20 protein-coding genes and 1 pseudogene are annotated in these 23,848 nt (G+C 69.2%); 12 read left to right on the top strand and 9 right to left on the bottom strand.

Annotated elements, in window-relative coordinates:
- Positions 1 to 4: 4 nt before the first annotated feature.
- The 4 genes and pseudogenes from Psi02_RS02650 to Psi02_RS02635 form a co-directional block, all read left to right on the top strand.
- Positions 5 to 667: pseudogene (locus Psi02_RS02650) on the top strand (ABC transporter ATP-binding protein); the annotation flags it as partial.
- 77 nt (positions 668 to 744) lie between these two features.
- Positions 745 to 1,473, top strand: coding sequence for an ABC transporter permease (locus Psi02_RS02645; protein ID WP_203971350.1), 729 nt, complete (start codon positions 745 to 747; stop codon positions 1,471 to 1,473).
- A gap of 79 nt (positions 1,474 to 1,552) precedes the next feature.
- Positions 1,553 to 2,470 carry a LysR family transcriptional regulator gene (locus tag Psi02_RS02640; RefSeq protein ID WP_239094545.1) on the top strand — a complete coding sequence of 306 codons (918 nt, stop codon included), beginning with the start codon at positions 1,553 to 1,555 and terminating at the stop codon, positions 2,468 to 2,470.
- Between the two features lie 159 nt (positions 2,471 to 2,629).
- Positions 2,630 to 3,154, top strand: a complete 525-nt coding sequence (locus tag Psi02_RS02635; RefSeq protein WP_203971346.1) for an ATP-binding protein — start codon at positions 2,630 to 2,632, stop codon at positions 3,152 to 3,154.
- Positions 3,155 to 3,215: 61 nt separating this feature from the next.
- Here the strand turns inward: Psi02_RS02635 and Psi02_RS02630 are convergent, their stop codons facing one another.
- From Psi02_RS02630 to Psi02_RS40620, 4 genes are all read right to left on the bottom strand, one after another.
- The gene (locus Psi02_RS02630; protein ID WP_239094544.1) at positions 3,216 to 4,892 is read right to left on the bottom strand and encodes a CDP-glycerol glycerophosphotransferase family protein; all 1,677 of its coding nucleotides are present in this window, start codon (positions 4,890 to 4,892) and stop codon (positions 3,216 to 3,218) included.
- 74 nt (positions 4,893 to 4,966) lie between these two features.
- Complete coding sequence (locus tag Psi02_RS02625; RefSeq protein WP_203971342.1) at positions 4,967 to 6,358, bottom strand: bifunctional cytidylyltransferase/SDR family oxidoreductase; 1,392 nt, start codon at positions 6,356 to 6,358, stop codon at positions 4,967 to 4,969.
- 29 nt (positions 6,359 to 6,387) lie between these two features.
- The gene (locus Psi02_RS40625) at positions 6,388 to 7,098 is read right to left on the bottom strand and encodes a DUF5941 domain-containing protein (protein ID WP_203971340.1); all 711 of its coding nucleotides are present in this window, start codon (positions 7,096 to 7,098) and stop codon (positions 6,388 to 6,390) included.
- Positions 7,095 to 8,672 (bottom strand): CDP-alcohol phosphatidyltransferase family protein, encoded by a 1,578-nt coding sequence (locus tag Psi02_RS40620; RefSeq protein WP_203971338.1) that lies wholly within the window; start codon positions 8,670 to 8,672, stop codon positions 7,095 to 7,097. Before Psi02_RS40620 ends, Psi02_RS40625 begins: the two co-directional genes overlap by 4 nt.
- 268 nt (positions 8,673 to 8,940) lie before the next feature.
- On the opposite strand from Psi02_RS40620, the gene recO reads away from it, so the two are divergent.
- Both recO and Psi02_RS02605 read left to right on the top strand, forming a co-directional pair.
- Positions 8,941 to 9,753: a DNA repair protein RecO gene (gene recO / locus Psi02_RS02610; RefSeq protein ID WP_203971336.1), complete on the top strand. Its 813-nt coding sequence runs from the start codon at positions 8,941 to 8,943 to the stop codon at positions 9,751 to 9,753.
- A 30-nt stretch (positions 9,754 to 9,783) separates the two neighbouring features.
- Positions 9,784 to 10,554: an isoprenyl transferase gene (locus tag Psi02_RS02605; RefSeq protein WP_203971334.1), complete on the top strand. Its 771-nt coding sequence runs from the start codon at positions 9,784 to 9,786 to the stop codon at positions 10,552 to 10,554.
- A gap of 25 nt (positions 10,555 to 10,579) precedes the next feature.
- Here the strand turns inward: Psi02_RS02605 and Psi02_RS02600 are convergent, their stop codons facing one another.
- From Psi02_RS02600 to Psi02_RS02590, 3 genes are all read right to left on the bottom strand, one after another.
- On the bottom strand, positions 10,580 to 11,128 hold the full coding sequence (locus Psi02_RS02600; protein ID WP_239094543.1) for a CGNR zinc finger domain-containing protein: 549 nt from the start codon (positions 11,126 to 11,128) through the stop codon (positions 10,580 to 10,582).
- Positions 11,129 to 11,164: 36 nt separating this feature from the next.
- Positions 11,165 to 11,551 carry a Fur family transcriptional regulator gene (locus tag Psi02_RS02595; RefSeq protein ID WP_203971332.1) on the bottom strand — a complete coding sequence of 129 codons (387 nt, stop codon included), beginning with the start codon at positions 11,549 to 11,551 and terminating at the stop codon, positions 11,165 to 11,167.
- 110 nt (positions 11,552 to 11,661) lie between these two features.
- Positions 11,662 to 12,099: a DUF6703 family protein gene (locus tag Psi02_RS02590; RefSeq protein ID WP_239094542.1), complete on the bottom strand. Its 438-nt coding sequence runs from the start codon at positions 12,097 to 12,099 to the stop codon at positions 11,662 to 11,664.
- A gap of 68 nt (positions 12,100 to 12,167) precedes the next feature.
- Between Psi02_RS02590 and Psi02_RS02585 the strand changes: the two genes are divergently transcribed.
- The 3 genes from Psi02_RS02585 to Psi02_RS02575 all read left to right on the top strand — a co-directional run bounded on the left by Psi02_RS02585 (position 12,168) and on the right by Psi02_RS02575 (position 14,836).
- Positions 12,168 to 12,491, top strand: coding sequence for an antibiotic biosynthesis monooxygenase family protein (locus Psi02_RS02585; RefSeq protein ID WP_203971330.1), 324 nt, complete (start codon positions 12,168 to 12,170; stop codon positions 12,489 to 12,491).
- A 150-nt stretch (positions 12,492 to 12,641) separates the two neighbouring features.
- Complete coding sequence (locus Psi02_RS02580) at positions 12,642 to 14,024, top strand: glycine--tRNA ligase (RefSeq protein WP_203971328.1); 1,383 nt, start codon at positions 12,642 to 12,644, stop codon at positions 14,022 to 14,024.
- Between the two features lie 230 nt (positions 14,025 to 14,254).
- Positions 14,255 to 14,836, top strand: coding sequence for an ATP-dependent Clp protease proteolytic subunit (locus Psi02_RS02575; protein WP_203971326.1), 582 nt, complete (start codon positions 14,255 to 14,257; stop codon positions 14,834 to 14,836).
- Between the two features lie 7 nt (positions 14,837 to 14,843).
- On the opposite strand, the gene Psi02_RS02570 is transcribed toward Psi02_RS02575, so the two are convergent.
- Positions 14,844 to 16,322, bottom strand: a complete 1,479-nt coding sequence (locus tag Psi02_RS02570) for an alpha/beta hydrolase (protein ID WP_203971323.1) — start codon at positions 16,320 to 16,322, stop codon at positions 14,844 to 14,846.
- Between the two features lie 352 nt (positions 16,323 to 16,674).
- On the opposite strand from Psi02_RS02570, the gene ppdK reads away from it, so the two are divergent.
- The gene (gene ppdK / locus Psi02_RS02565; RefSeq protein WP_203971321.1) at positions 16,675 to 19,323 is read left to right on the top strand and encodes a pyruvate, phosphate dikinase; all 2,649 of its coding nucleotides are present in this window, start codon (positions 16,675 to 16,677) and stop codon (positions 19,321 to 19,323) included.
- A 151-nt stretch (positions 19,324 to 19,474) separates the two neighbouring features.
- Positions 19,475 to 21,316 carry a M14 family metallopeptidase gene (locus Psi02_RS02560; protein ID WP_239094541.1) on the top strand — a complete coding sequence of 614 codons (1,842 nt, stop codon included), beginning with the start codon at positions 19,475 to 19,477 and terminating at the stop codon, positions 21,314 to 21,316.
- A gap of 24 nt (positions 21,317 to 21,340) precedes the next feature.
- Here Psi02_RS02560 and Psi02_RS02555 read toward each other — a convergent pair whose 3' ends face one another.
- A complete protein-coding gene (locus Psi02_RS02555; protein ID WP_203971319.1) occupies positions 21,341 to 22,165 on the bottom strand; it encodes a hypothetical protein in 825 nt (274 codons plus the stop codon).
- Positions 22,166 to 22,453: 288 nt separating this feature from the next.
- Here Psi02_RS02555 and Psi02_RS02550 point away from each other — a divergent pair, with 288 nt between their 5' ends.
- Entirely contained in the window at positions 22,454 to 23,749 is a 1,296-nt protein-coding gene (locus Psi02_RS02550; RefSeq protein WP_203971317.1) for a deoxyguanosinetriphosphate triphosphohydrolase, read from the top strand.
- The last annotated feature ends 99 nt before the right edge of the window (positions 23,750 to 23,848 follow it).

Below are 23,848 nucleotides of genomic sequence, written 5' to 3'. Positions count from 1 at the left end.
AAACATGATTCAAGTCAGAGGGCTCACCAGATCCTTCGATTCCGTCGAAGCGGTCCGGGGCGTCGACATCGACGTCGCCAAGGGGGAGATCGTCGGCTTTGTCGGCCCCAACGGCGCCGGCAAGACAACGACACTTCGCATGCTCACCACGCTGTTGCGCCCCACGTCGGGCACCGCCACCGTCGCGGGCCACGACCTGTTCGCCGACCCCGCGGGGGTCCGGCGGCGGATCGGCTACGTCGCCCAGGGCGGCACCGTCGGCCCGTTCTCCGAGGTGGGAGAGGAACTCGTGCTCCAGGCCCGCCTGTACGGCCTGATCCGGGCGGACGCCCGCGACCGGGTGACCCGGCTCCTGGCCGAACTCGACCTGACGGGCGTGGACAAGCGGCTCGCCGGATCGCTCTCGGGTGGTCAGAAGCGCCGGGTGGACATCGCCATGGGGCTGCTTCACCGGCCCGAGTTGCTCTTCCTCGACGAGCCGACCACCGGGCTCGATCCGCAGAGCCGTACGAACCTGTGGGGCCATGTCCGCCGGTTGCGCGAGGAGGCCGGGATGACGGTCTTCCTGACGACGCACTACCTGGAGGAGGCCGACGCCCTGTGCGATCGGATCCTCATCATCGATCAGGGGCGGATCGTGGCGTCGGGCACACCGGCCGAGCTCAAGGCCGCCCACCACGCGGGCACGCTCGACGAGGTCTTCCTCTCGGTCACCGGTCACGAGCTTCGCGAGGGGGCCGCGGCGTGACCGCTCTCGCCGCCCTGACGGGCTATTACCTGCGTGCGAGCTTCAAGAGCAAGTTCGCCGTCGTCTTCGGCGCGGTTCAGCCGGTGTTCTATCTCGTGATCTTCGGCCCGCTGTTCTCCCGCAGCGGCGTCGGCTCCTGGGACACGCTCGTGCCCGGTCTGCTCATCCAGCTCGGCCTGATGAGTTCGGGGCTGGTCGGCTTCGGCATCGTCTTCGACCAGCGGTTCGGGGTCCTCGAACGTCTGCGGGTCACACCGGCCCGCCGATCGACGCTGCTGTTCGGGCGGGTGCTCAAGGACAGCCTCGTCCTGCTGATCCAAGCCATGGTGATCATCGCGCTCGGCTACGCGCTCGGGCTGCACGCGCGGCTCACGGGTGTGCTGCTCGGCCTGTTGCTGCTCACGGTGCTCTCCGTCGGGATGGCCGCGCTGTCGTACGCGGCCGCGCTGACGATCAGGCAGGAGCTCTTCGCCCCGCTCATGTCGACGCTGGTGATCCCGCTGATGTTGCTCTCCGGCGCGCTGCTTCCCATGTCCCTCGCCCCGGCGTGGCTCGACGTGGTGTCCAGGTTCACTCCCTTCCGTTACGCCGTCGAGGCGCTCCGCGCGTTGTTCGCCGGCTCGTACGCGTCACCCACGGTGCTGTGGGGAGTCCTGGTGACGCTGGTGTTCGTCGGCGTGGGGTTCACGATCGGCACGAAGGTGTTCCAAAGGGAAAACACCTGATCAAAGGCTGGAACGGTTCAGGCAATTCGTGGCCGCGCACCTGGGGGTTCCGGAGTCGGGAAGGACTGCGGCGGTCACAATGGGTTGCGTGGCGGACGTCAATTTCACCCTCGTCCAGCTGCGTTACTTCGTAACGGCGGCCGAGCTCGGCAGCATGACCGCTGCCAGCAGGGAGCTGATGGTGGCGCAGTCGGCGATCTCCGCCGCCATCGCCCAGGTCGAGCGCGAGCTCGGCGTGCAGCTCCTGATCCGCCATCACGCCAGAGGGTTGTCGCTGACCCGCTCCGGCGAGCGGTTCCTCGTAGAGGCGCGTGAGTTCCTCTCCCACGCGGCGGCGCTCGCCGCGTCCGCCCGAGGGCTGGCGGGCTCGCTCACGGGCGAGCTCGCCATCGGGTGCGTCACGACCCTCGCTCCCTTCTACCTGTCACGGCTGTTGCGGGAGTTCTCCGCGCGCCATCCGGGGGTGCGGGTCACCGTGGCCGAGGGGGAGGTCTCCGCGATGGAGAGCGCCCTGCTCGACGGCCGGTGCGAGGTGGCCCTCGTCTACGCGATCGATCTCGCTCTGGACCTCGATGTCCAGCCGCTGACCCAGGCCAGGCCGTACGTGCTGCTGGCGCCGGGCCATCCGCTCGCCGGAGCCGAGGCGGTGTCGCTCGCCGACCTGGCGGCCGAGCCCATGATCCTGCTCGATCTGCCGCGCAGCCGCGACTACTTCCGCGCGCTGTACACCGCCGAGCCGCGGGTTCGGTTCCGCACCTCGAGCTATGAGACGGCGCGTTCGCTGGTGGCGGGCGGGCACGGCTACTCGATACTCAACCAGCGGGCCTTGACCGACCAGACCTACGAGGGGGGACACGTCGTCAGCGTGCCGATCAGCGATGACGTGCCGCCGCTCGACGTCGTGCTGGCGTCCGTGCGCGGAGTCCGGCCGACCGCCAGGGCGAGCGCCTTCACCGAAACCTGTCAGGCGTTCTTCACCGCCCTCGCTGACACCTGATGCAGGTCGGCTGGAGGGGTTTCGGGCGGCTCAGGGGAAAATCGCCGACTGGCAACATTTGCACGTGCACGCGTGCTTGCACACGCAAGGTACAGGGCAAGATACAGCGCGACAGGGTTAATCACATCATGTAGTAGGTGACGACCTGAGGGATTGGCGATGACCGCAGATCTGGCAGGCCCTGGAGCCGCGGCGGCGCCTCCATGGTTGACCTCGATGTTCGAACGGGACGACGTCGCCGACCTGCCCGTCCCGCCTCCGGTTCCGCTGTCGGCCACGTGCACCCTCCAGGGGAGGGTGACCTCGGCGGCCGCCGCCCGTGACTTCACCGCGGTGACGTTGGACGAGTGGGGATTTCCCTGCCTCATCGACGACGCACAACTCGTGGTGTCCGAACTGGTCACCAACGCCCTCAGGCACGCCCGCGCCGATGTGGCGGCCGGGCCGCCCATCCAGCTCCGGCTGGTGAACCACCGGTTTCATATCGGCTGTGCCGTCCGCGATTCGAGTGAGCGCGTCCCGGCTCCGGCCGCGGGCGGCGACCTGTCCGAGACCGGGCGGGGCCTCCACCTGGTCGAAGCGCTGACCGCCACCTGGGGATGGATCCTCATCGGAGACGGAAACAGCGGCGGAGGCGGCGGAGGCAAGGTCGTCTGGGCCCTGTTCGAGGCTCGCGCCTCCTGAGCGATCAACCCCGTCATGAGACCGGTGCCGGGATGGCGCGTGGCCACCCCGGCAGAAGTCCTCAGGCCTGGTTCGAGGCCTTCGCGGTCGCCTGGTCGTACAGGGCGTTGACGGCCGTGTTGAAACGGGTCATCGCGTCCGGCTGGTCGGGGCCGAGCAGGTAGGTCTTCAGTTTGCGCCGCGCCCCCGCCATCGTGTCCTCGGGCCGCTCCAGCTCGGCGATGATCTCAGGCAGCTCGCGCAGGGCGGGCCCCAGGAGGTACGCGGCGTCCGCGCTGGGATAGCGCTCCTTGAACTCCTCCTCCGGACGCCCGGCGACGTTCGTCACGACGTACGGCTTGCCGCTGGCGAGGAAGTCGGCCACCACGCTGGAGATGTCGCTGATCAGCAGATCGGCCTCGTTGAAGCACTCATAGAGGTGCGGTTCCGGGCCCGTGACGCTCTTGTGCTTCCCCCCGGCAGAGGCGAGCATCGACATGATCTTCTTGTGGCCCGTCGCGGCGGCGGGGTCGCGGTGCCCGGTCAACGGGTGGGGTTTGTAGATCACCCGGACGCCGGACTTCAGCAGTGCCTTCACGATCTTGGGGCCCATCGTGATGATCGAGGTGTGGAACAGGTCGTCCTGCCAGCCCTCCCAGGTGGGGGCGTACAGGACGGTCTGCTGCTGCCCGCCGGGACGGGTGGTGGAGATCCCGGCCAACTGCGGACGGCCGACCTCGTCGACGTCCTCGTCGCGCACGCCGACCTGCGCCTTGATGTAGCGGTCGCGGCCGGCCTGTCCGGCCACCCAGACCTTGTCGTAGACCTTGGTGAAGGGGTTGAACGAGGCTTCCTTGTCGCTGTCGCCGTGCCCGATGAACACGCTGAGGTGGCCGGGGAGTCGCAACATGTGGATGTTCTTGCCGACGTTGGAGGCGAACAGCGTCACGCGGACGGAGTCGAGGCCGCGGAAGTTCATCAGGTCGGTACCGGAGGGGATGCAGATCACCGGCAGCGTCGTCGGGCCGAGCTTGTCGACCATGCCGCGCTCACGCAGGACGACGATGGCCCGGCGGTCGATGCGCGCCAGCGTGTTCAGCCACATCGAGGCCTGGTACGCGGAGTCGAGCGACCCGGAGAAGTAGAGGGCCACCTCCGGGTCGTAGGCGCGGACCTGCTCGTCCACATGCGCGATCACCTGGTCCCGGTCGCGGAGCGCCGCGGCCCGCCTGAAATGGGGGAGCAGAGCCACGACGGCCCCGGCGCAGACGGCGAGCGCGAGTGCCGCGCCGGCGACGCCGAGCCAGGGGACGCCGGCCGCGACGCCGACGGCCGCGCCGCCCACCGGCAGGATGTCGAGGTAGAGCAGTCGCGCACCCCTGTAGCTGACGAGCGCTGCGGGAGGCGGCGGCGGGATCCGCAGGGCCGTCAGGTCGACGTTGCGGGTCACCACCGGCAGCACGTTGATCCAGCGGTTGAGGTGGAACGCGAGCGTGGTCTGCACCGAACGCGCCCCGTGCAGGAGGAACACCCCGGCCGCGAGCGCGATGAACCACGAGGAGTCGGCCCCCAGGACCCGCACCGCCAGCAGGAGCGTCGCGGTCTCCCGGATCACGAAGCGGAGGGTGGTCCCCAGGTGCACCTTGCTGAGGATGTCGTTGAGCGCCGGCGCCACTCGCGGAGTCTGGTTGTCCGCGGCGTAGGAGACGAGCGCGACGACGACGAACGCCCAGGGCAGCGGCCACAGCGCGGTGACCATCAGCAACGGGTAGGAGAGGAATAACGCGGCGATGGTTGCGCGGCCGCGCCACGATCTTGCTTGCATTAAGGCCCTTATCTGCGGATCCGGACGTCGATTACCTGGCCTGTGAGATCGGAGACCAGCACGTCAAGGGATGTCTCGGCGACGGCCTGTGACGTCAGCAGGGAGCCCTCCGGCTCCTCGCCGAACGCGCGCAGGCGCATGGGGGTGCTGGTCCGCTCGGGATTGATGCAGTTGACGCGCACCCCGAACTCGGTCCACTCGTCCGCCAGGGCCTGGGTCAGGTTGACCACGGCGGCCTTGGCCGAGGAGTACAGGCTGTAGGTCGCCCGGCCTCGTGTGTAGGAGGAGGAGGTGTAGAGCAGCAGTTGTCCGCGGCTCACGCTGAGATAGCGGATGGCGGCGCGCGCCACGTTGATCGGACCGAGGTAGTTGATGTTCATCGCCTCGGCCACCGTCGCGTCGTCGAGTTCGGCGAGGCGGCCGGTGTGCAGCACGCCCGCCGTGTTCACGACGTAGTCGATCGGCTCGCCCACCTTCTCGAACGCCGCCTCGACCGAGGAGAAGTCCTCGACGCGGACGCCGTTCAGCGTGCGTGAGAAGCAGTGGACGTTCGCCCCGTGATCCCGGGCGAGCGCGGCGACGTCGGCGCCGATGCCGGAGCTGCCCCCGAACACCACCACCGTCTTGCCGTCGAGCCCGGCGCGCAGCGCCTCCGGCGAAGCGGCCGGAGCTCCGGCGCTGCCCAGCTGGAAGAGCTTGTCGGCCAGGTAGACGTCGAGCGGGTGCGTCACCTTCATGTTGTGCTCGCTGCCGGGCACGATGGCGATCGGCACGTCCGGCAGGTAACGCAACATCACCCCGCAGTCGTCCGTCGGCGGGTGGAGCAGGAACTCGGGGTCGGCGAAGGCCCGCTGGTACGCCTCGCGGATCGCCGACAGCCGGAAGCACTGCGGCGTCTGGCCGCGCCGCAGGAGCGCCCGATCCGGGATTTCGCGGATGATCTCGCCGTCCGGCGTCGGTTCCGCCACCACCACCGTGTCGGCGCTCGGGATCGCGACGTCCACGCCGGAGTAGGTCTCCAGCGCGCGGACGCACTCGGTGACGATCCGCTGCTCGAGCAACGGACGCACGGCGTCGTGCAGCAGGATGTTGCACTCGCGCTCGCCGAGCTCCTGCAGGGCCCGCCAGGTCGATTCCGTACGGCTGGCGCCGCCCTCGATGACCTTGCCGCCCTTGCCGAGGCGGGCGACCATCTTCTCGGCCTCGGCGGTGTGGCCCGGAGCCATGACGACGAGGATCTCGTCGATCTCGGGCGCGCCGTCGAACAGGGCGAGCGTGTGCTCCAGGATCGGCTTCCCGGCGATCTTCAGCAGCTGTTTGGGCGTGCGCAGGCCGACGCGCTGCCCGATGCCTCCCGCGAGTACCACTCCTACGACGGGCAAGCGCTCTTCCACAGTCATCTCTCCTCTTCGGACTCGGTGCGGCCCCTTCAGTTGCGGTCGGCTCGGCCGGTGAGCTCCTCCGCCGCTTCCTCAGGGGACTGCTCGAGGTCCTGCTCCGCCCTGGCCTGTGCGGAGGCCTTGTCGAGGCGCACCCAGCTGAGCACGCTCTCGACCGAGAACAGCACGAGGAGGTACGCGGTCAAGATCGCGGCCACGACGGTGAGCTGCCCGATGGCCGCGCCCACGCCCAGGATGAGGAGGCGGACCTCCCAGCCGAGCCCCGCCATGAAGAGCCACGCCGGGGGCCAGATGCCCTGCCGGGTCCGGTAGACGGTGTCGTAGGTGTGGTAGCCGACGATGTAGATGAGCACGAAGAGCAGCCACTTGGGGGTGTCCTCGGCCAGCCCGAGAAGGATGATCGTGACGAACTCCGCCGCGCGGAGCAGCGGTGGGGCCAGCCAGTCGAACCGGCCCAGGTGGTCGCGCGAACCGGTCGTCACGACCAGGACGACGAGCACCAGCACGGGGGCGAGCAGGATCGGGCCGTCGCTCAGCGTCCCCGTGACCGCCGGCGCCACGATGGCGAGCAACGCCACGAGGAGCGACGGGATGGGAGGCAGACCACGCCCGACCCGTCCCTTGAGCACGCTGACGAGGGGGCCGTCGTCGCGATAGGCGAGCAGCCGCTCGGTCTGCACGCGGCGCTGCTCCTCCTCGGGATCGGCGGCGATGGCGGGAACATGCGGCTGGGTGATCATGCGAGTGACCTCAGGAGACGTCCGGTGAGGGTGTAGATGGCCGCCACGCCGCCCCAGATGAGCAAGGTGAGGAAGGTGACGCGGGGGTCGAACAGGGCGGCGGTGATCGCGATGGCGGCGAAGCGCTCGCCGATGGGGAACACGATCATCTTTCTGGCCCAGTGCACGGACCTGAACCGGCCGGCGTCGGTCCAGAGCTTGAGCAGGCCGCCGACGCCGCCGCGCTTGACGGCGCTGCGCCGTTCCAGCTCCTCGCGCAGCTTGACGTCGTCGGCGACCTTCAGCTCGAGGGTGGGCAGCGGCGCCGGAGGCTTGCGCCGGTTCGCCGCGCCGAAGGAGAAGTCGAGCAGGTGCCGTCCGGACTGCAGGGCGAGCGCGACCAGCGCCAGCGTCCACACGCCCTCGCCGTCGCCGAACCTGCCCGACACGGTGGCTCCGGCCGCCAGGCCGACGAAGACGGCGTATTCCTTGAACCGGTCGAAGGTGGCGTCCAGCCAGGCGCCGAGGACGCCGAACTTCCGGGCGTATCTGGCGACCTGGCCGTCGACGCAGTCGAAGACGAACGCGAAGTAGATCAGCACCGCGCCGGCGACCGCGCCCCATCGGGTGCCGGTGGCGAAGGCGCCCGCCGACAACAACCCCAGGGCGATCGAGATCAGGGTGACCTGGTTGGGCGTCATCCCCCTGCGGGCCGCCCACCGGGCGATGAACCGCGAGTAGGTGCTGACGAAGAACGTGGTGAAGAAGCCGTCGGCGCCCTTCACCGCGTTGTCGAGGCGGACCCGGTCCTCGTCGTAGCCGGCCATGGCCACCTGGGCCTCGTCGGCCTCCCGCTGGTCGCGGACACGGGCGTAGAACTCGCCGGCCCGCTCGTAGAGGCCGACGGAGACGCCCCTGCGGACCAGGCCGAGCACGAGCAGTTCGGTGACGTCGTCCTCGGGCCCGAACAGGTGGGCCAGGTCGGCGAGCTCGCGGGCGGTCTCGGCGAGGAGGGCGGTGTGCCGCAGGTGCAGGTGCAGCGGGCCGAGGAGCGCGGCGTTCGGCCGGGTGACGGCGTGGTAGGCCGTGCCGACGGAGATGACCCGGCCGAGGCCGACGCGTGTGCGCATCGGCAGGCCCTCCAGGACCTCGCCGCCGATCTCGGGGCGGGCCTCGCCGGGGGAGGGCTCCTCCGCGGCGCTCTCGGGATCCAGGACGATCAGGGCGATGGCGGCGCGCTTGGCCTTGGTCAGCTGGTAGATCAGCTCGTCGTGGGCCATGGAGTCGGCCGGCATGATCAGCATGTTCTCCGTGGCGCCCTCGGCCACGTCGGCCAGTGCGCGCAGATCCCCTGCCAGATCCCGGCTTTCCACGACCTGCCCCGCGTGCGCCCGGTATGCCGGGGCGTCGCCGGGTCTGGCGATCGTCGTCGGCTGCGGGTCCAGCGCGGTGAGCTGTTCCAGGAGCCTGCCGTACACCGTGGGCGCTCCGGGCTGGGACGCCAGCGAGATGTCCGTGGCGGGGACACGCTGGCCGCCTGGCAGGGGAGAACCGATCGGGCCGGGCGGCGAGCCCAGCAGGACCACGCGGGTCATGGCACCCTTTCACATGGCGGGGGGATCAGGCCGTGGGCGGCTTGTCCGGCGCGGGGGAGTTCCGCCGGAGGTCAAAGCTTAGTGACCTTTCGGTGAAGCCGTCGCGTCCCAGGTTTACCGTATGTACACCTGATGTCCAGCTTGACAAGGCTATTCACCCGGTTGTCGTCGCCGGATCCTTACCGAAATTTCACCATTTCTGGTCTCTGGGATGGCCTTACCGGACGGTGAACGCCCGGATACGCCCTGGCTCTCCTACCATTGCGGGGTGAGCCTCTATCGGGATGAAGGCGTCGTGCTGCGGACCCAGAAGCTGGGTGAGGCCGACCGCATCATCACGATCCTCACCAAACGGACAGGCAAGGTCCGGGGCGTGGCCAAGGGCGTGCGCAAGACGATGTCCCGGTTCGGCGCCAGGCTTGAGCCGTTCTCCCACATCGACCTGCAACTGCACACCGGCAGGTCGCTCGATGTGATCACCCAGGTCGAGACCCTCCGCCCGTACGGCGAGGCGCTGGTCTCCGACTATCCCCGCTACACCGCCGGCACGGCGATGCTCGAGACGGCCGACCGGCTGACCGTGGGGGAGAAGGAGCCGGCGCTGCGCCAGTTCCTGCTGCTCGTGGGAGGGCTGCGCACGCTCGTCGAGGGCGGGCACGAGGCACGCCTGGTGCTCGACGCCTACTTCCTCCGCTCGCTCGCGGTCGCCGGGTACGCCCCCGCGCTGTCGGAGTGCGCCCGGTGCGGGGCGGAGGCCGTCCGCGCCTTCGCGATCGCGGCGGGCGGGGTGGTGTGCGGCGCGTGCCGCCCCGCGGGAGCGGCCGTGCCGTCGGCCGAGACGATCGCACTGATGATCGCGCTGCTGCGCGGCGACTGGCAGGCGGCGGACGCCTCCGAGTCCCGTAACCGCACCGAGTGCAGCGGCCTGGTCGCCGCCTACCTCCAGTGGCACCTGGAGCACGGGATCCGGTCGCTCCGCCACGTGGAGAGAGACCAGGCGGACAGGGCGCGGATCGACGCGGAGCGAGGCACGCGAGAAGTGTGGGAATCAGCACAGAATCCGCACATCTCGCGCGCATGAGGAGCGTCTGACACCCAATACGCTCGTGACATGGCCCGTCCTCCTGCCCAGCACCCGTCAGGTGCCACTCCGCCTCCCATCCCACGTGATCTCGTGCCGCGCCATGTCGCGATCGTCATGGACGGCAACGGCCGATGGGCCAAGTCACGGGGGTTGCCGAGGACAGAGGGCCACAAGATGGGCGAGGCGTCGCTGTTCGACGTCATCGAGGGCGCGATCGAACTGGGCGTCCCCTACCTGTCGACATACGCCTTCTCCACGGAGAACTGGAAGCGCTCGCCCGACGAGGTCCGCTTCCTCATGGGCTTCAACCGCGACGTGATCCGCCGCCGGCGCGACCAGCTGAACGAGATGGGGGTCCGGGTCCGGTGGGCCGGGCGTCCGGGGCGTCTCTGGAAGAGCGTGATCAAGGAGCTCGAGGACGCCGAGCGGATGACCGTGGGCAACTCCACGCTGACCCTGCAGTTCTGCGTCAACTACGGCGGCCGGGCCGAGATCGTCGACGCGGCCGTGAAGCTCGCGCAGGACATCGCCGCGGGCAGGGTCAACCCCGCCAAGGTGTCGGAGAAGACCTTCGCCCGCTACCTCGACGAGCCCGAGATCCCCGAGGTCGACCTCTTCCTGCGGTCGTCGGGAGAGCAGCGCACCTCGAACTTCATGTTGTGGCAGTCCGCCTATGCCGAAATGGTCTTCCTCAACCAGTTGTGGCCCGACTTCGACCGCCGGGACCTGTGGCAGGCGTGCGAGATCTACGCCAAGCGCGACAGAAGGTACGGCGGGGCCGTACCGAACGCGGTCTGAGGAGCGGTCTGAGGAGCGCTCTGGGTCAGGCCCGCCTGCGCGCCCGGTAGGCGGCGACGTGGATGCGGTTGCCGCAGGTCCGGCTGTCGCAGTAGACCCGGGACCGGTTGCGCGACTCGTCGACGAACACATGGGAGCAGTCGGGGGCGGCGCAGGTGCGCAGCCGCTCCCACTCGTCCTCGACCAGCACGTGGGCGAGGGCCACGCCGCAGTCGGCGGCCAGGTGCTCGGCGACCGAGGCGCCGGGCGCGAAGTAGTGGACGTGCAGCGGGAAGCCGTCGTGCTCGGTGAGGCTCGGTGTGATCCTCGTACGGCCGAGCAGCGTGTTGAGCCGGGAGACCGCCGTCGTGCGGTCGGGGGCGGTGAAGACGTTGTGGAAGGCCTGCCGCAGCTCCAGCACCTCGGCGAGGTCCTGCCGGGTCAGGGCCGCCACCCCGCTGACCTGGCGGAGCCGTACGAAGGTCTCCAGGTCCGCGAGGTCGGCCAGCCCGTCGTGCTCACCCGCCTCGGGCGAGGTGTTGATCAGGTCGACCACGGTGGACAGCGAGTACACCATGTCATGGCTGAACGGCACGGCACCTCCTTCTGCGGTCGCGACTGTGCATCGCGATCAATCGCTCATGGCCGCCGTGCACGAGGCGCAGGTGCCGAAGACCTCGACGGTGTGGGTGATCTGAGTGAAGCCGTGCTCTGCCCCGACCACCTCGGCCCAGCGCTCGACGTCGGGCCCCGCGACCTCGACGGTGCGCCCGCAGTGGCGGCAGACGAGATGGTGGTGGTGAGCCTGGCTCTGGCACGCCCGGTAGACGGACTCGCCGTCGTCGTTGCGCAGGACGTCGACGCGCCCGTCGTCACAGAGCGACTGGAGGGCCCGGTACACCGTGGTCAGGCCGATCTTGGCGCCGTCGGCCCGCATCTCGGTGAACACGTCCTGAGCGCTCCGGAACCCCGTGTTGTGGCGGAGGATCTCGTGAACGGCGTCGCGGCTCTTACTCATGAGGGACTCCTGTGTACGGCTTGCACTTCGAATCTACCGACCCTGGAGCCGATCGCGAACCATACATGATCCGCACGTGCCGAAGCCGCACGTACACGCCTGCGCCGGGCTCAGAGGAGGCCGAAGCGGGTGACGGCGAACAGGACGAGGAAGGCCAGCACCGCCACGCGCAGCAGGCGGCCGCGCAACTCCAGCGACGGCCAGGACATGTAGGCGAGCCAGGCCACGAAGGCCAGCACGGGGAGCAGGGCGACGCCGCCGCGCCAGTCGGCCACCGCCAGGCCCACCAGCAGCAGCACCACCAGCACGACAGGCATGACCCAGCGCGGCAGCTGGAACAGGAACACCAGCGGAGTCGCGCTCTTGAGCTCGATCGCGCGCCTGAGGCCGGTCGCCCCCGGCGTGAAGAACTGCTCGCCCGCCGGCAGCGGGCGCTTCACCGGTCGCGCCGGCCCGGTTCCCGGAACGGGCTTGCGCGCCAGGGGATGGCTCGGCACCCTGCGGCCCGGAGCCGGGGTGCCGCGCGTCGGATCGGATTCGCTTCCCACGTGCCCGAGCCTAGCCATTCCCGGCCCGGCTCCGCGCGCCGCCACGTGCGGATGGCATCCTGGGCGGCATGCTCGCCCTGATCCGCTACTCGGTTCCCGATGCCCAGACCGAGGAGTTCGCCGCGCACGCCCGCGAGATCCTCGACGTGCTGGCGGCCCAGCCCGGTTACGTGCGCGGGCAGGTCGGCAGGTCCGTCGACGAGCCCGTGTTGTGGGCGCTGGTCACCGAGTGGGAGGGCGCCGGCTTCTACCGCAGGGCGCTGTCGGCCGCCCGCATGGCCATGTACCCGCTCATGATCCTCATGATCAACGAGCCGAGCGCCTTCGAGATCGTGGACGGGCGGCCTGGTGTTTCCGACCGTAGTCGTGAAGGGACTGTGGGCAACGCCTGAGCGAGCCGCCGGGGGATTCCCCTAAGCTTGATGACGGATCAGGGCAGGTGCCGGAGTCTCCGGCCGCCTCCGGCGTGGGATCCCGCCGGAGCGCCCGATCCACCCGAACCCGATCTCAGGGCCGACACCCAGCCGGATGGAGCTCCACTGATGGCACGTCGCACCGACGTCTTGGAAACGATCGTCAGCCTCGCCAAACGGCGTGGGCTGGTCTTCCCGTCGAGCGAGATCTACGGGGGTCTGAAGGCGTCGTGGGACTACGGTCCCCTGGGTGTCGAGCTCAAGAACAACGTCAAGCGCGAGTGGTGGAAGTCCGTCGTGCAGGGCCGCGACGACGTCGTCGGCCTCGACTCCTCGGTGATCCTCGCCCGCGAGGTCTGGGAGGCCAGCGGCCACGTCAAGGAGTTCACCGACCCGCTGACGGAGTGCCAGTCCTGCCACAAGCGGTACCGCGCCGACCATCTGATCGAGGCGTACGCCGAGAAGCACGGCGGCAAGGAGCCGGAGAACGGCCTGGCCGACATCACCTGCGCGAACTGCGGCACCAAGGGCGCGTTCACCGATCCCCGCCAGTTCAGCGGCCTGCTGAAGACCTACCTGGGCCCGGTCGAGGACGAGTCCGGCCTGGCCTACCTCCGCCCGGAGACCGCGCAGGGCATCTTCATCAACTACCTCAACGTGCAGCAGTCGGCGCGCAAGAAGATCCCGTTCGGCATCGGCCAGATCGGCAAGTCGTTCCGCAACGAGATCACGCCGGGCAACTTCATCTTCCGCACCCGCGAGTTCGAGCAGATGGAGATGGAGTTCTTCGTCAAGCCGGGCACCGACGAGGAGTGGCACCAGTACTGGATCGACGAGCGCCTGCGGTGGTACGTCGACCTGGGCATCAGCAAGGACAACCTGCGCCTCTTCGAGCACACCAAGCTCGCGCACTACTCCAAGCGGACCGTCGACATCGAGTACCGGTTCAACTTCACCGGCACCGAGTGGGGCGAGCTCGAGGGCATCGCCAACCGCACCGACTTCGACCTCACCACGCACGCCGGGGCCTCCGGGACGGAGTTGTCCTTCTTCGACCAGGAGTCCGGCGACCGTTACGTGCCGTACGTCATCGAGCCCGCGGCCGGTGTGGACCGGGCCACGCTGACGTTCCTCCTCGACGCCTACACCGTCGACGAGGCGCCGAACGCGAAGGGCGTCATGGAGCAGCGCACGGTCATGCGCCTCGACCACCGGCTCGCGCCGGTCAAGGTGGCCGTGCTGCCGCTGTCGCGCAACGCGGACCTGTCGCCCATGGCCCGCGACCTGGCCGCGCAGTTGCGCCGCCGGTGGAACGTGGACTTCGACGACGCCGGCGCCATCGGCCGCCGTTACCGCCGCCAGGACGAGATCGGCACGCCGTTCGCGATCACGGTCGACTTCGACACCCTGGAGGACCAGGCCGTGACGATCCGCGAGCGCGACACCATGGCCCAGGAGCGGGTGTCCCTCGACCAGGTGGAGTCCTACCTCCGTCAGCACCTCAACGACTGAGCGGCGACTGAGTTCACAGAGCGCGAAAGGCGCCTTCCCGAATTCGGGGAAGGCGCCTTTCCGCGTTCACGGACCATGTTTTCGGATCACGCAAAGCAGGCCGGGAAAAGTGGATTTGCTTAAAGCGTATGCGCTGAGAGTGAAATGTGCCGACGGCGAAAAGACCGGGCTTCCCCCCGATGTTCGGAGTTACTGTCGCCTGAACGATCTGCTACTACGAGGGAGACCACATGACGGATCAGGGACGCCGGGGCGAGCGCAGGGAGCAACTCGGAGACCGCCTGCTGGGCCAGCGCATCATCATTCTCGGCCAGGAGGTCAACGACGAGATCGCCAACAAGATCTGCTCGGAGCTGCTCCTGCTGACGGCGGAGGATTCACAGCGCGACATCAGCCTCTACATCAATTCTCCGGGCGGCTCGGTGTCGGCGGGGATGGCCATTTACGACGTGATGCAATACGTGCCGAACGACGTCGTCACCGTGGCGATGGGATTCGCCGCGTCGATGGGTCAGTTTCTTCTCTGCGCCGGCACCAAGGGCAAGCGGTACGCCCTGCCGCACGCCCGGATCGTGATGCACCAGCCCCTCGGCGGCATCGGCGGCACGGCGGCCGACATCGCGATCCAGGCGGAGCAGATGCGCTACACCAAGAAGTTGATGGCCGAGCGCATCGCCACCCACACGGGCCAGCCGCTGGAGCGGATCGAGGCGGACTCCGACCGTGACCGCTGGTTCACGGCCGAGGAGGCCAAGGACTACGGATTCGTCGACCACGTCGTGGCCAGCCTCGCCGCCGCTCGCGCGACCTGACCCCGGGTCAGCAGGTGAGGCCGTTGGCGGGGACCTTGCCGTCGTTCAGGTAGGCGTTCACGGCGGTGTCGATGCACGGGCTCTGGCCGTACGCGCCGTGACCCTCGCCGTTCAGGGTGAGCAGCACGGCGGTGCGGAGCTGGTTGGCGAGCCTGGGCGCCCACTGGTACGGCGTGGCCGGGTCGTGGGTGACGCCGACGACGACGATGGGGTTGGACCCCGTGGCGTCGACGTGCTGGTTGGTGTCCTCACCCGGCGTCCGCCAGAGGCTGCACATGCCCGCGCTGGCCGCGGTGGCGGCGAAGATCGGGGTGGGCTTCAGCAGCTGCCGCGCCAGCGCGCCCGCCTGGGCGACGGTCGGGCGATCCGTCGTGTCCGCGCAGAGGATGGCGGGGAGGGACGACTGCAGCGTCGAGTAGGTCCCGTTCGGCTGGCGGCCCCCGTACTGGTCGGCGAGCGCGAGCAGGCCGCTCGGATCGCCCTTCCTCGCGTCGACCAGCGCGTCGGTGAGCAGGGGCCAGGTCAGCCTGCTGTAGAGGGCCTGCGTGATGCCGGTCCTGGCGAGCGTCGCGGTGACCTCGCGGTCCCCGACCTTCACCGGGCGGCTCTCCAGGTCGTCGAGGAGGGAGAGGACCGCGCCGTTGGCCGCGGCCTTGTCCGGGCCGAGCGGGCAGCTCTGAGTGGTCTTCGCGCAGTCGGTCAGGTAGTCCTCATAGGCCAGCTGGAAGCCCAGTGCCTGGGTCTTGGACATCTCGAGCATGCTCACCGAGGGGTCCAGCGCGGAGTCCAGCACCATCCGGCCGACGTTCTTGGGGTAGAGCGTGGCGTACGCGGCGCCGAGATGGGTGCCGTAGGAGAAGCCGAAGTAGTTGAGGTGGGAGTCGCCCAGCGCCGCGCGGAGCGCGTCCATGTCCCGTGCGGCGTTGATCGTGCCGACGTACGGAAGGATCTTGCCCGAGTTCTTGTAGCAGGCGTTGGCGAACTCGACGTCGAGGGCGCGCTCCGTGTCGACGTTCAGGCTGGGTTCCTCGGCGAGGAACTGGTCCATCCGCCGGTCGTCGAGACACCTGACCCCGCTGCTGCGATCCACGCCGCGGGGGTCGAAGCTGACGAGGTCGTAGCGGCGGCCGAGGACGGAGAAGGCGGAGGCCGCGTTGAGCAGCGTGGAGACGCCTGAGCCGCCCGGGCCGCCGAAGTTGAACACGAGCGAGCCGAGTCGTCTGCCGGGCTCGGCCGCCTTGAGCCGGATCAGGGCGATGCCGATCTGCTCGCCGTCGGGCTTCGCGTAGTCGAGCGGCACCTGCATCGTCGCGCACTCGAACCCGGACGACGTGGAGACCTGCTCGCACTGCGTCCATGCCAGAGGGTCCAGGCGGGTGGCGCCGGCCGTGGCGACCTCCCGGGATCCGCAGGCCGCCGCGCCCAGCCCCGCCGCGCCGAAGCTCACGATCCCCGCCAGCGTGGCACGCCACAGCCTTCGCGACACGAGTACCCTCCGTAATCGGTTGTATCGGGAGGGTTGCTCTTTTATACCGTACGGTCCCGCGCGATGTGAGCAGACTCACCGGAAACGGCACTCGCCGAAGAAATGGTCTACACCAATTAACCCGATTGAAACGTGAGGTGAATCACCGGCGATGTCGTGAAATTGGTTTATACCACCGGCGGTACAGCGAAAAAATGATCGACTTTTACGTGACTATGCAGTGGATTAGACCTATGCATGCCCTTCTACCAGGGCATATGCCCTATCACTAGAGGTGTGACGTTTCACCCTGTTATTTGTCGGTAGAGTCCGGGCATCTGCGCGTTGGATTTGAAGTCGCGAAGGAGCTCACGTGCCCAAGTACGTTTACGACTTCACCGAGGGCAACAAGGATCTCAAGGATCTGCTCGGTGGTAAGGGCGCCAATCTGGCGGAAATGACCAATCTCGACCTCCCCGTGCCTCCCGGCTTCACGATCACGACAGAGGCGTGCCGCCACTACCTGGGCCACGGCGGCATGCCGGACGGACTCGACGGCGAGGTGGCCGCCCATCTCGCGGATCTCGAGTCCCGGATGCGCAAGCGGTTGGGCGACTCCGACGACCCCCTGCTCGTCAGCGTCCGATCCGGGGCGAAGTTCTCCATGCCCGGCATGATGGAGACGGTCCTCAACATCGGCCTCAACGACGACTCCGTGCTCGGCCTGGCCAAGCAGTCGGGCAACGAGCGGTTCGCGTGGGACTCCTACCGCAGGCTGATCCAGATGTTCGGCAAGACCGTGCTGGACATCGACGGAGACCTGTTCGAGAGGGCGATCGACGAGCTCAAGGGCGACCGGGAGGACACCGACCTCGAGGCGGCCGACCTCCAGCGGCTCGTCGAGACGTACAAGGGCATCGTCCGCTCGCAGAGCGGCCGTGACTTCCCCACCGACCCGCGCGAGCAGATGGACCTCGCGATCAGGGCGGTCTTCGACTCGTGGAACGCGCCCAGGGCCGTGCTCTACCGGCGCCAGGAGCGCATCCCCTCGGGGCTCGGCACCGCCGTCAACGTGGTCGCGATGGTCTTCGGCAACCTCGGGGCGGACTCGGGCACCGGTGTCGCGTTCACCCGGGATCCCGGGTCGGGGCAGCGCGGCGTCTACGGCGACTACCTGCAGAACGCCCAGGGCGAGGACGTCGTCGCGGGGATCCGCAACACCGTGCCCCTGCAGGAGCTGGAGAAGATCGACACGGCCGCCTACCACGAGCTGCTCGAGATCATGGCGACCCTGGAGGGCCACTACCGCGACCTGTGCGACATCGAGTTCACGGTCGAGCGCGGCAAGTTGTGGATGTTGCAGACCCGGGTGGGCAAGCGGACCGCGGAGGCGGCGTTCCGGATCGCGATCCAGCTCGTCGACGAGGGCCTGATCGGCATGGCCGAGGCCGTCACGCGGGTGACCGGCGACCAGCTCGCACAGCTCATGTTCCCCAGGTTCGCGACCGGAGAGGACAACCGGCGGCTGACGACGGGCATGAACGCCTCCCCGGGGGCAGCCGTGGGCAAGGCCGTGTTCACCTCCGCCAGGGCCGTGGAACTCGCCGCGCGCGGTGAGGACGTCATCCTCGTGCGGCGGGAGACCAACCCCGACGACCTCTCCGGCATGATCGCGGCCAAGGGCGTCCTCACCTCGCGCGGAGGCAAGACGTCGCACGCCGCCGTCGTCGCCCGCGGCATGGGCAAGACCTGCGTGTGCGGGGCCGAGGAGCTCGAGGTCGACGTCAGCGCCCGGCGGTTCACCACTCCGGACGGCACGGTCGTCGAGGAGGGCGACGTGGTCTCGATCGACGGCGGCAACGGCGCCGTGTACCTGGGCGAGGTCCCTGTCGTCGCGTCTCCCGTCGTCGAGTACTTCGAGGGAAGGCGGCCGGAGAACGAACTGGTCGCCGCCGTGGACCGGATCATGGCCCACGCCGACTCCGTCCGGGCCCTCGCCGTGCGGGCCAACGCGGACACGCCGGAGGACGCCGCCAGGGCCAGGAGGTTCGGAGCGCAGGGCATCGGGCTGTGCCGTACCGAGCACATGTTCCTCGGCGACCGGAGGCGTCTCGTCGAGGACCTCATCCTGGCCACCACGCCGGAGGAGCGGCAGGCCGCGCTCGACGCGCTCGAACCCCTCCAGACCGCCGACTTCACCGGGCTGTTCGAGGCCATGGACGGGCTACCCGTGACCATCCGGCTGATCGACCCGCCCCTGCACGAGTTCCTGCCGGACCTGACGGACCTGTCGGTCCGGGTGGCCCTGGCGGGTGACAGGGCGGGTGACGAGGCGCGGGACAAGGACCGGAGGCTCCTGGAGGCGGTCAAGCGGCTCCACGAGCAGAACCCGATGCTCGGCCTCCGCGGCGTACGGCTCGGCCTCGCGATTCCGGGCCTGTTCGCCATGCAGGTACGCGCGATCGCCACGGCCGCGGGGCGGACGGGCGCCCGGCACGCGGAGATCATGATCCCGCTGGTCGGGGCCGTACAGGAGCTGGAGATCGTCCGCGAGGAGGCCCAGGCGATCCTCGCCGAGATGGGCGTCGACGCGCTCATCGGCACGATGATCGAGGTGCCCCGGGCGGCCCTGACCGCCGGCCAGATCGCCGAGGCGGCCCAGTTCTTCTCCTTCGGCACCAACGACCTGACCCAGATGACCTGGGGGTTCTCCCGCGACGACGTCGAGAGCGCGTTCTTCGGCAAGTACCTCGACCTCGGGATCTTCGGCGTCTCACCGTTCGAGTCGATCGACAGGGACGGGGTCGGGCGGCTCATGCGGATCGCGGCGGAGGAGGGGCGGCGCACCCGGCCCGGGCTCAAACTCGGCATCTGCGGAGAACATGGCGGCGATCCGGACAGTGTGCACTTCTGCCACGAGATCGGGCTGGACTACGTCTCCTGCTCACCCTTCCGCGTGCCCGTCGCGCGGTTAGAGGCCGGGCGGGCGACCCTCGTCTCGTCGGAGAGTGACACCCGCTGATTGTGAAGTTCCACAGATCCGCCGGATTCATTGTGGAAGGCCCTGGTCGGAAGACAGGACGGTTGACGGAATGGGGCCGTGGATCCGGCGGCTCTTGATGCCCTGAATCGGTTTGATCACTCTACGTACCTACCTTCAGGGAGGACGTGGAGTGAGAAGAGGCCTGTTCCTACCTTTATTAGGCATCCTGACGGTCCTGGCGGCCGTCCTCGTGGCCGGCCCGCCGGCGTCATCGGCCTCTGAGCCGCCCCCGTCGAAGCAATACCAGGTCGACGGCCCGTCGAACGTCACGCAGCGGTCCGCGGTGGCGCGCACGGGTGCGGCGATCGACGAGGTCCACGGCAGGAACCTCGTGGTCACGGCCAACCTCGAGGAGGTCAAGGCCATCCGCAGGCTCGGTTTCACGGCGACCGAGCTCCCGGCGGAGACGGACGACGGGCAGGTCCACACCCTGGACTTCCCGCCGGCCGACTCCGGCTATCACAACTACGCCGAGCTGACGGCCGTGGTGAACCAGCTCGTGGCCGATCATCCGACCATCGCGAGCAAGTTCACCTACGGCACGTCGTACGAGGGCAGGGCACTCATCGGCGTCAAGATCAGCGACAACGTGGGAACGGACGAGAGCGAGCCCGAGGTCCTGTTCACCGCCCACCAGCACGCCCGCGAGCATCTCACCGTCGAGATGGCGATCTATCTGATGAATCTGCTGACCGACTCCTACGGCAGCGACAGCCAGATCACCAACCTCGTGAACACGCGGGAGATCTGGATCCTGCCCGACCTCAACCCCGACGGCGGCGAGTACGACGTCGCGACCGGGTCGTACCGGTCCTGGCGCAAGAACCGCCAGCCCAACTCCGGCTCCTCCAGCGTCGGCACCGACCTCAACCGCAACTGGGCCTACAACTGGGGCTGCTGCGGCGGCTCGTCGGGCAGCACCTCCAGCGAGACCTACCGCGGCTCGGCGGGCGAGTCCGCGCCCGAGGTCAAGGCCACCGCGAACTGGGTGCGCAGCCGGGTCGTCGGCGGCGTCCAGCAGATCAAGACCAACATCGACTTCCACACCTACGGCGAACTCGTGTTGTGGCCCTACGGGTACACCACCGCCGACACCGGCCCCGGCCTGACGGCCGACGACAGGAACGCCTTCGCCACGCTCGGCCGGAACATGGCGGCGACCAACGGCTACACCGCCGAGCAGGCGAGCGACCTCTACATCACCGACGGCTCCATCGACGACTGGTTGTGGGCCACCCAGAAGATCTTCAGCTACACGTTCGAGATGTATCCCGTCGCGAACAACCCCGGCTTCTACCCGGGTGACGAGCAGATCGCGACGCAGACCGCGCGGAACAAGGCGGCCGTGCTCATGCTGCTGGAGTACTCGGACTGCGTCTACCGCGTCATCGGGAAGGAGTCGACCTACTGCGGCGGTGGAGGCGGGCCCGCGCCCACGACCGTCTACTCCGACACGTTCGAGACCGCGACCGGCTGGACCGCCAACCCCTCCGGCACCGACACCGCGACCTCCGGAACCTGGGAGCGGGCGAACCCGGCCGACACCAACTCCAGCGGCGCCAAGCAACTGGGGACGACGGCCGGCGGAAGCTTCGACCTGGTCACCGGCGCCGCGGCCGGAACGAGCGCCGGCGACTTCGACGTGGACGGCGGCGTGACCTCGATCCGGTCCCCGGTGATCACGCTTCCGTCGTCGGGCACCCTCACCCTGTCGTTCTCGTGGTACCTCGGGCACGGGTCCAACGCCTCCAGCGCCGACTACCTGCGCGTGCGGGTCGTGGGCAACACGACGAGCACCGTCTTCCAGCAACTCGGCGCCGCGACGGACCGGGACGCCGCCTGGAGCACGGCGACCGCGACGATCACCGGTTTCGCGGGGCAGAGCGTGCGGATCCTCGTCGACGCGGCCGACGCCTCCGGCGCCAGCCTCGTGGAGGCAGGCGTGGACGAGGTGAAGATCACCCAGTCCTGACCCCCGTCCCTGTCCCTGTCCCTGTCAGACCCACTCCCATCGGATCCCGCGGGCGCCCGGACGGGCGTCCGCGTCGATGAGGTGGACCGTCCCGTACGCGTCGACGTGCAACTCGCCCGCGTCCCCCGGCTCCCCCCACGGGTCGGGGGACCAGGTGTGGAAGCAGCGGACCGGCAGCGTCGGGCCTTCGAACCGGATCTGCACGACGTGCTGCTGGACGGGGACGTGCAGGAGGCGGACGTGGTGGTCCGCGTCGAGCGCGCCCCCGGAGAACCCGGTCGAGTACTCCAGTATCCGCGTCTCCCCGGCGGCCAGCGGCCGGTCGAAGATCAGCTCATCGAGTGTGGTGGTCCCCGTCTCGTCCGTGCCGCTGCGCCCCGGCCTGCAGCAGTCGGTGCGGAGCAGTCGGATGCCCGTCGGGTGCGCGACCACGCAACGATCGGCGCCCGCCGCCGTCGCCCGCAGGACCAGCCGGGCACGGGCCAGCCGCCGCCTCCGGTCCGCTCCCACGACCACCTGCTCGTGCTGGCTGAGGACCGTGATCACGCCAGGAGACGCGTCCGTACGGCGTCCGCGCGGGCGGGGCGGTCCCAGCAGGCCGATCAGCGAGTACGCCGGAAGCGCCAGGATGGTCTCGAGTTCGCGCAGGGCCACGAGTGAGGCGGCACGCTCGGGACGTGACCGGCCCCGCTGCCAGTAGCTCAGGCTCGACAGGCTGATGTGCACGCCCCGCTCGCGCAGACGGGCGTGGATGCGGTCGAGACTCAGTCCCCGCGCCCGGATCGCCACCCGCAGGGCGTGCTCGAAGGGTCCGGAACGGAGAACCTCCACGAGCTCACGATCGGCCACCGAAGCTCCTTCTCAGGCGTGACGGAATCCCCGACTTTTCCCGAGTTCCACTCATGGTGCTTGACCCGACCAAAGTCATCAATGTCGAAATATGTGTTAGTCGACCAACATTCCGGCCAAGATGCAGACCGGCATTCAGACCGGCATTCACCGGTGGGCCGGGCCGAGCGGCCCGAAGTGTTCCCAGGGTGTTCGTCGTGAGGTCGGGTTCCGAGGGGTACGGTTCTCTCCCCGTCTCCGGAGCCGCGGGAGAGGTACGGGGCCGGGGGAGGGGAAGGGGGAGGACGGATGACCCGTTACGACGAACACGACCAGGCGCGATGGGCGCCGGAGCCGCCGGGGAACCCCGAGCGGAGCGCGTTCGAGCGGGACAGGGCGCGGGTGCTGCACAGCGCCTCGCTGCGCCGGCTCGCGGCCAAGACCCAGGTGGTGACCCCCACCGACTACGCCAGCATGCACAGCCCGCGCACCCGGCTCACGCACTCGCTCGAGTGCGCCCAGATCGGCCGCGAGATGGGCAAGGCCCTCGGCCGCGACCCCGATCTCGTGGAGACGGCCTGTCTCGCCCACGACCTCGGCCACCCGCCCTTCGGTCACAACGGCGAGATGGCGCTCGACCGCATGGCCGTCCGGTGCGGCGGTTTCCAGGGCAACGCGCAGAACCTGCGCCTGCTCACCCGCCTGGAGGCCAAGGTCATGACCGAGGACGGCCGCAGCGCCGGGCTCAACCTGACCCGCGCGACCCTCGACGCGGTGTGCAAATACCCCTGGACCAGCCACTCCTTCCAGGCCCCCGGAGTGCCCCACGCCTGTGAGGGCCGGCCGTACTGCGTCTATCCCGACGATCTCGCGGTCTTCCAGTGGATCCGGGAGGGAGCGCCCGGCGACTCGATCAGCTTCGAGGCGCAGATCATGGACTGGGCCGACGACGTCGCCTACTCCGTCCACGACCTGGAGGACGCCCTGACCTCCGGCCACGTCACCCTCGAGGCGCTGCGGGACCCCGAGGAGAGGGCGGCCGTCTGCCGCCTGACGCGCGACTGGTACGTGCCCGACGCCGACCTGAACGAGCTGGCGGAGATCTTCGCGAGGCTGGTCGCGGACCCGCTCTGGCCGGGCCGTTTCGACGCCGGCCTGGTCGACCTGGCGGGGCTCAAGCGCCTCACCAGCGGGCTGATCGGGCGCTTCTGCACGTCCGCGCAGGTCGCCACCCGCGACGTGTACGGCTCCCGCGCCGTCCGCGGGGCACGGGCCGGGGGAGAGCCGGCCGGTCGCCATTCGACGGATCTCGTCGTGCCGGCGGCGACGCGGCTGGAGTGCGCGCTCCTCAAGGGGGTGACGGCCTATTACGTGATGTCCAGGGACGACCACCATGCCACTCAGGCCAGGCAGCGCGACCTGATCGCGGAACTCGGATCGCTGATCATGCTGGGCGCTCCCGCGACGCTCGAGCCCGCCCTGCGCCCCCGGTTCGAGGAGGCCGCCGACGACGCGGGGCGGTTGCGCGCGGTCGTCGACCAGATCGCCTCGCTCACCGACGCCTCGGCGCCGGCCTGGCACCGCCGGTTGTCGGCCCATGCGTGACCGGGGTGATTCGGTCGCTTGACGGAAGTCCCATGGGCGCCGGACGGCCTGAGATAGTTTCGACGGCGTGCGACCCGTCGTGGGCGCGAGGACCGGTCG

The sequence above is a fragment of the Planotetraspora silvatica genome, assembly GCF_016863315.1.
Lineage (GTDB): Bacteria > Actinomycetota > Actinomycetes > Streptosporangiales > Streptosporangiaceae > Planotetraspora > Planotetraspora silvatica.
Note: the sequence above shows the minus strand (reverse complement) of the source record. Positions and strands in the feature narration are given on the sequence as shown.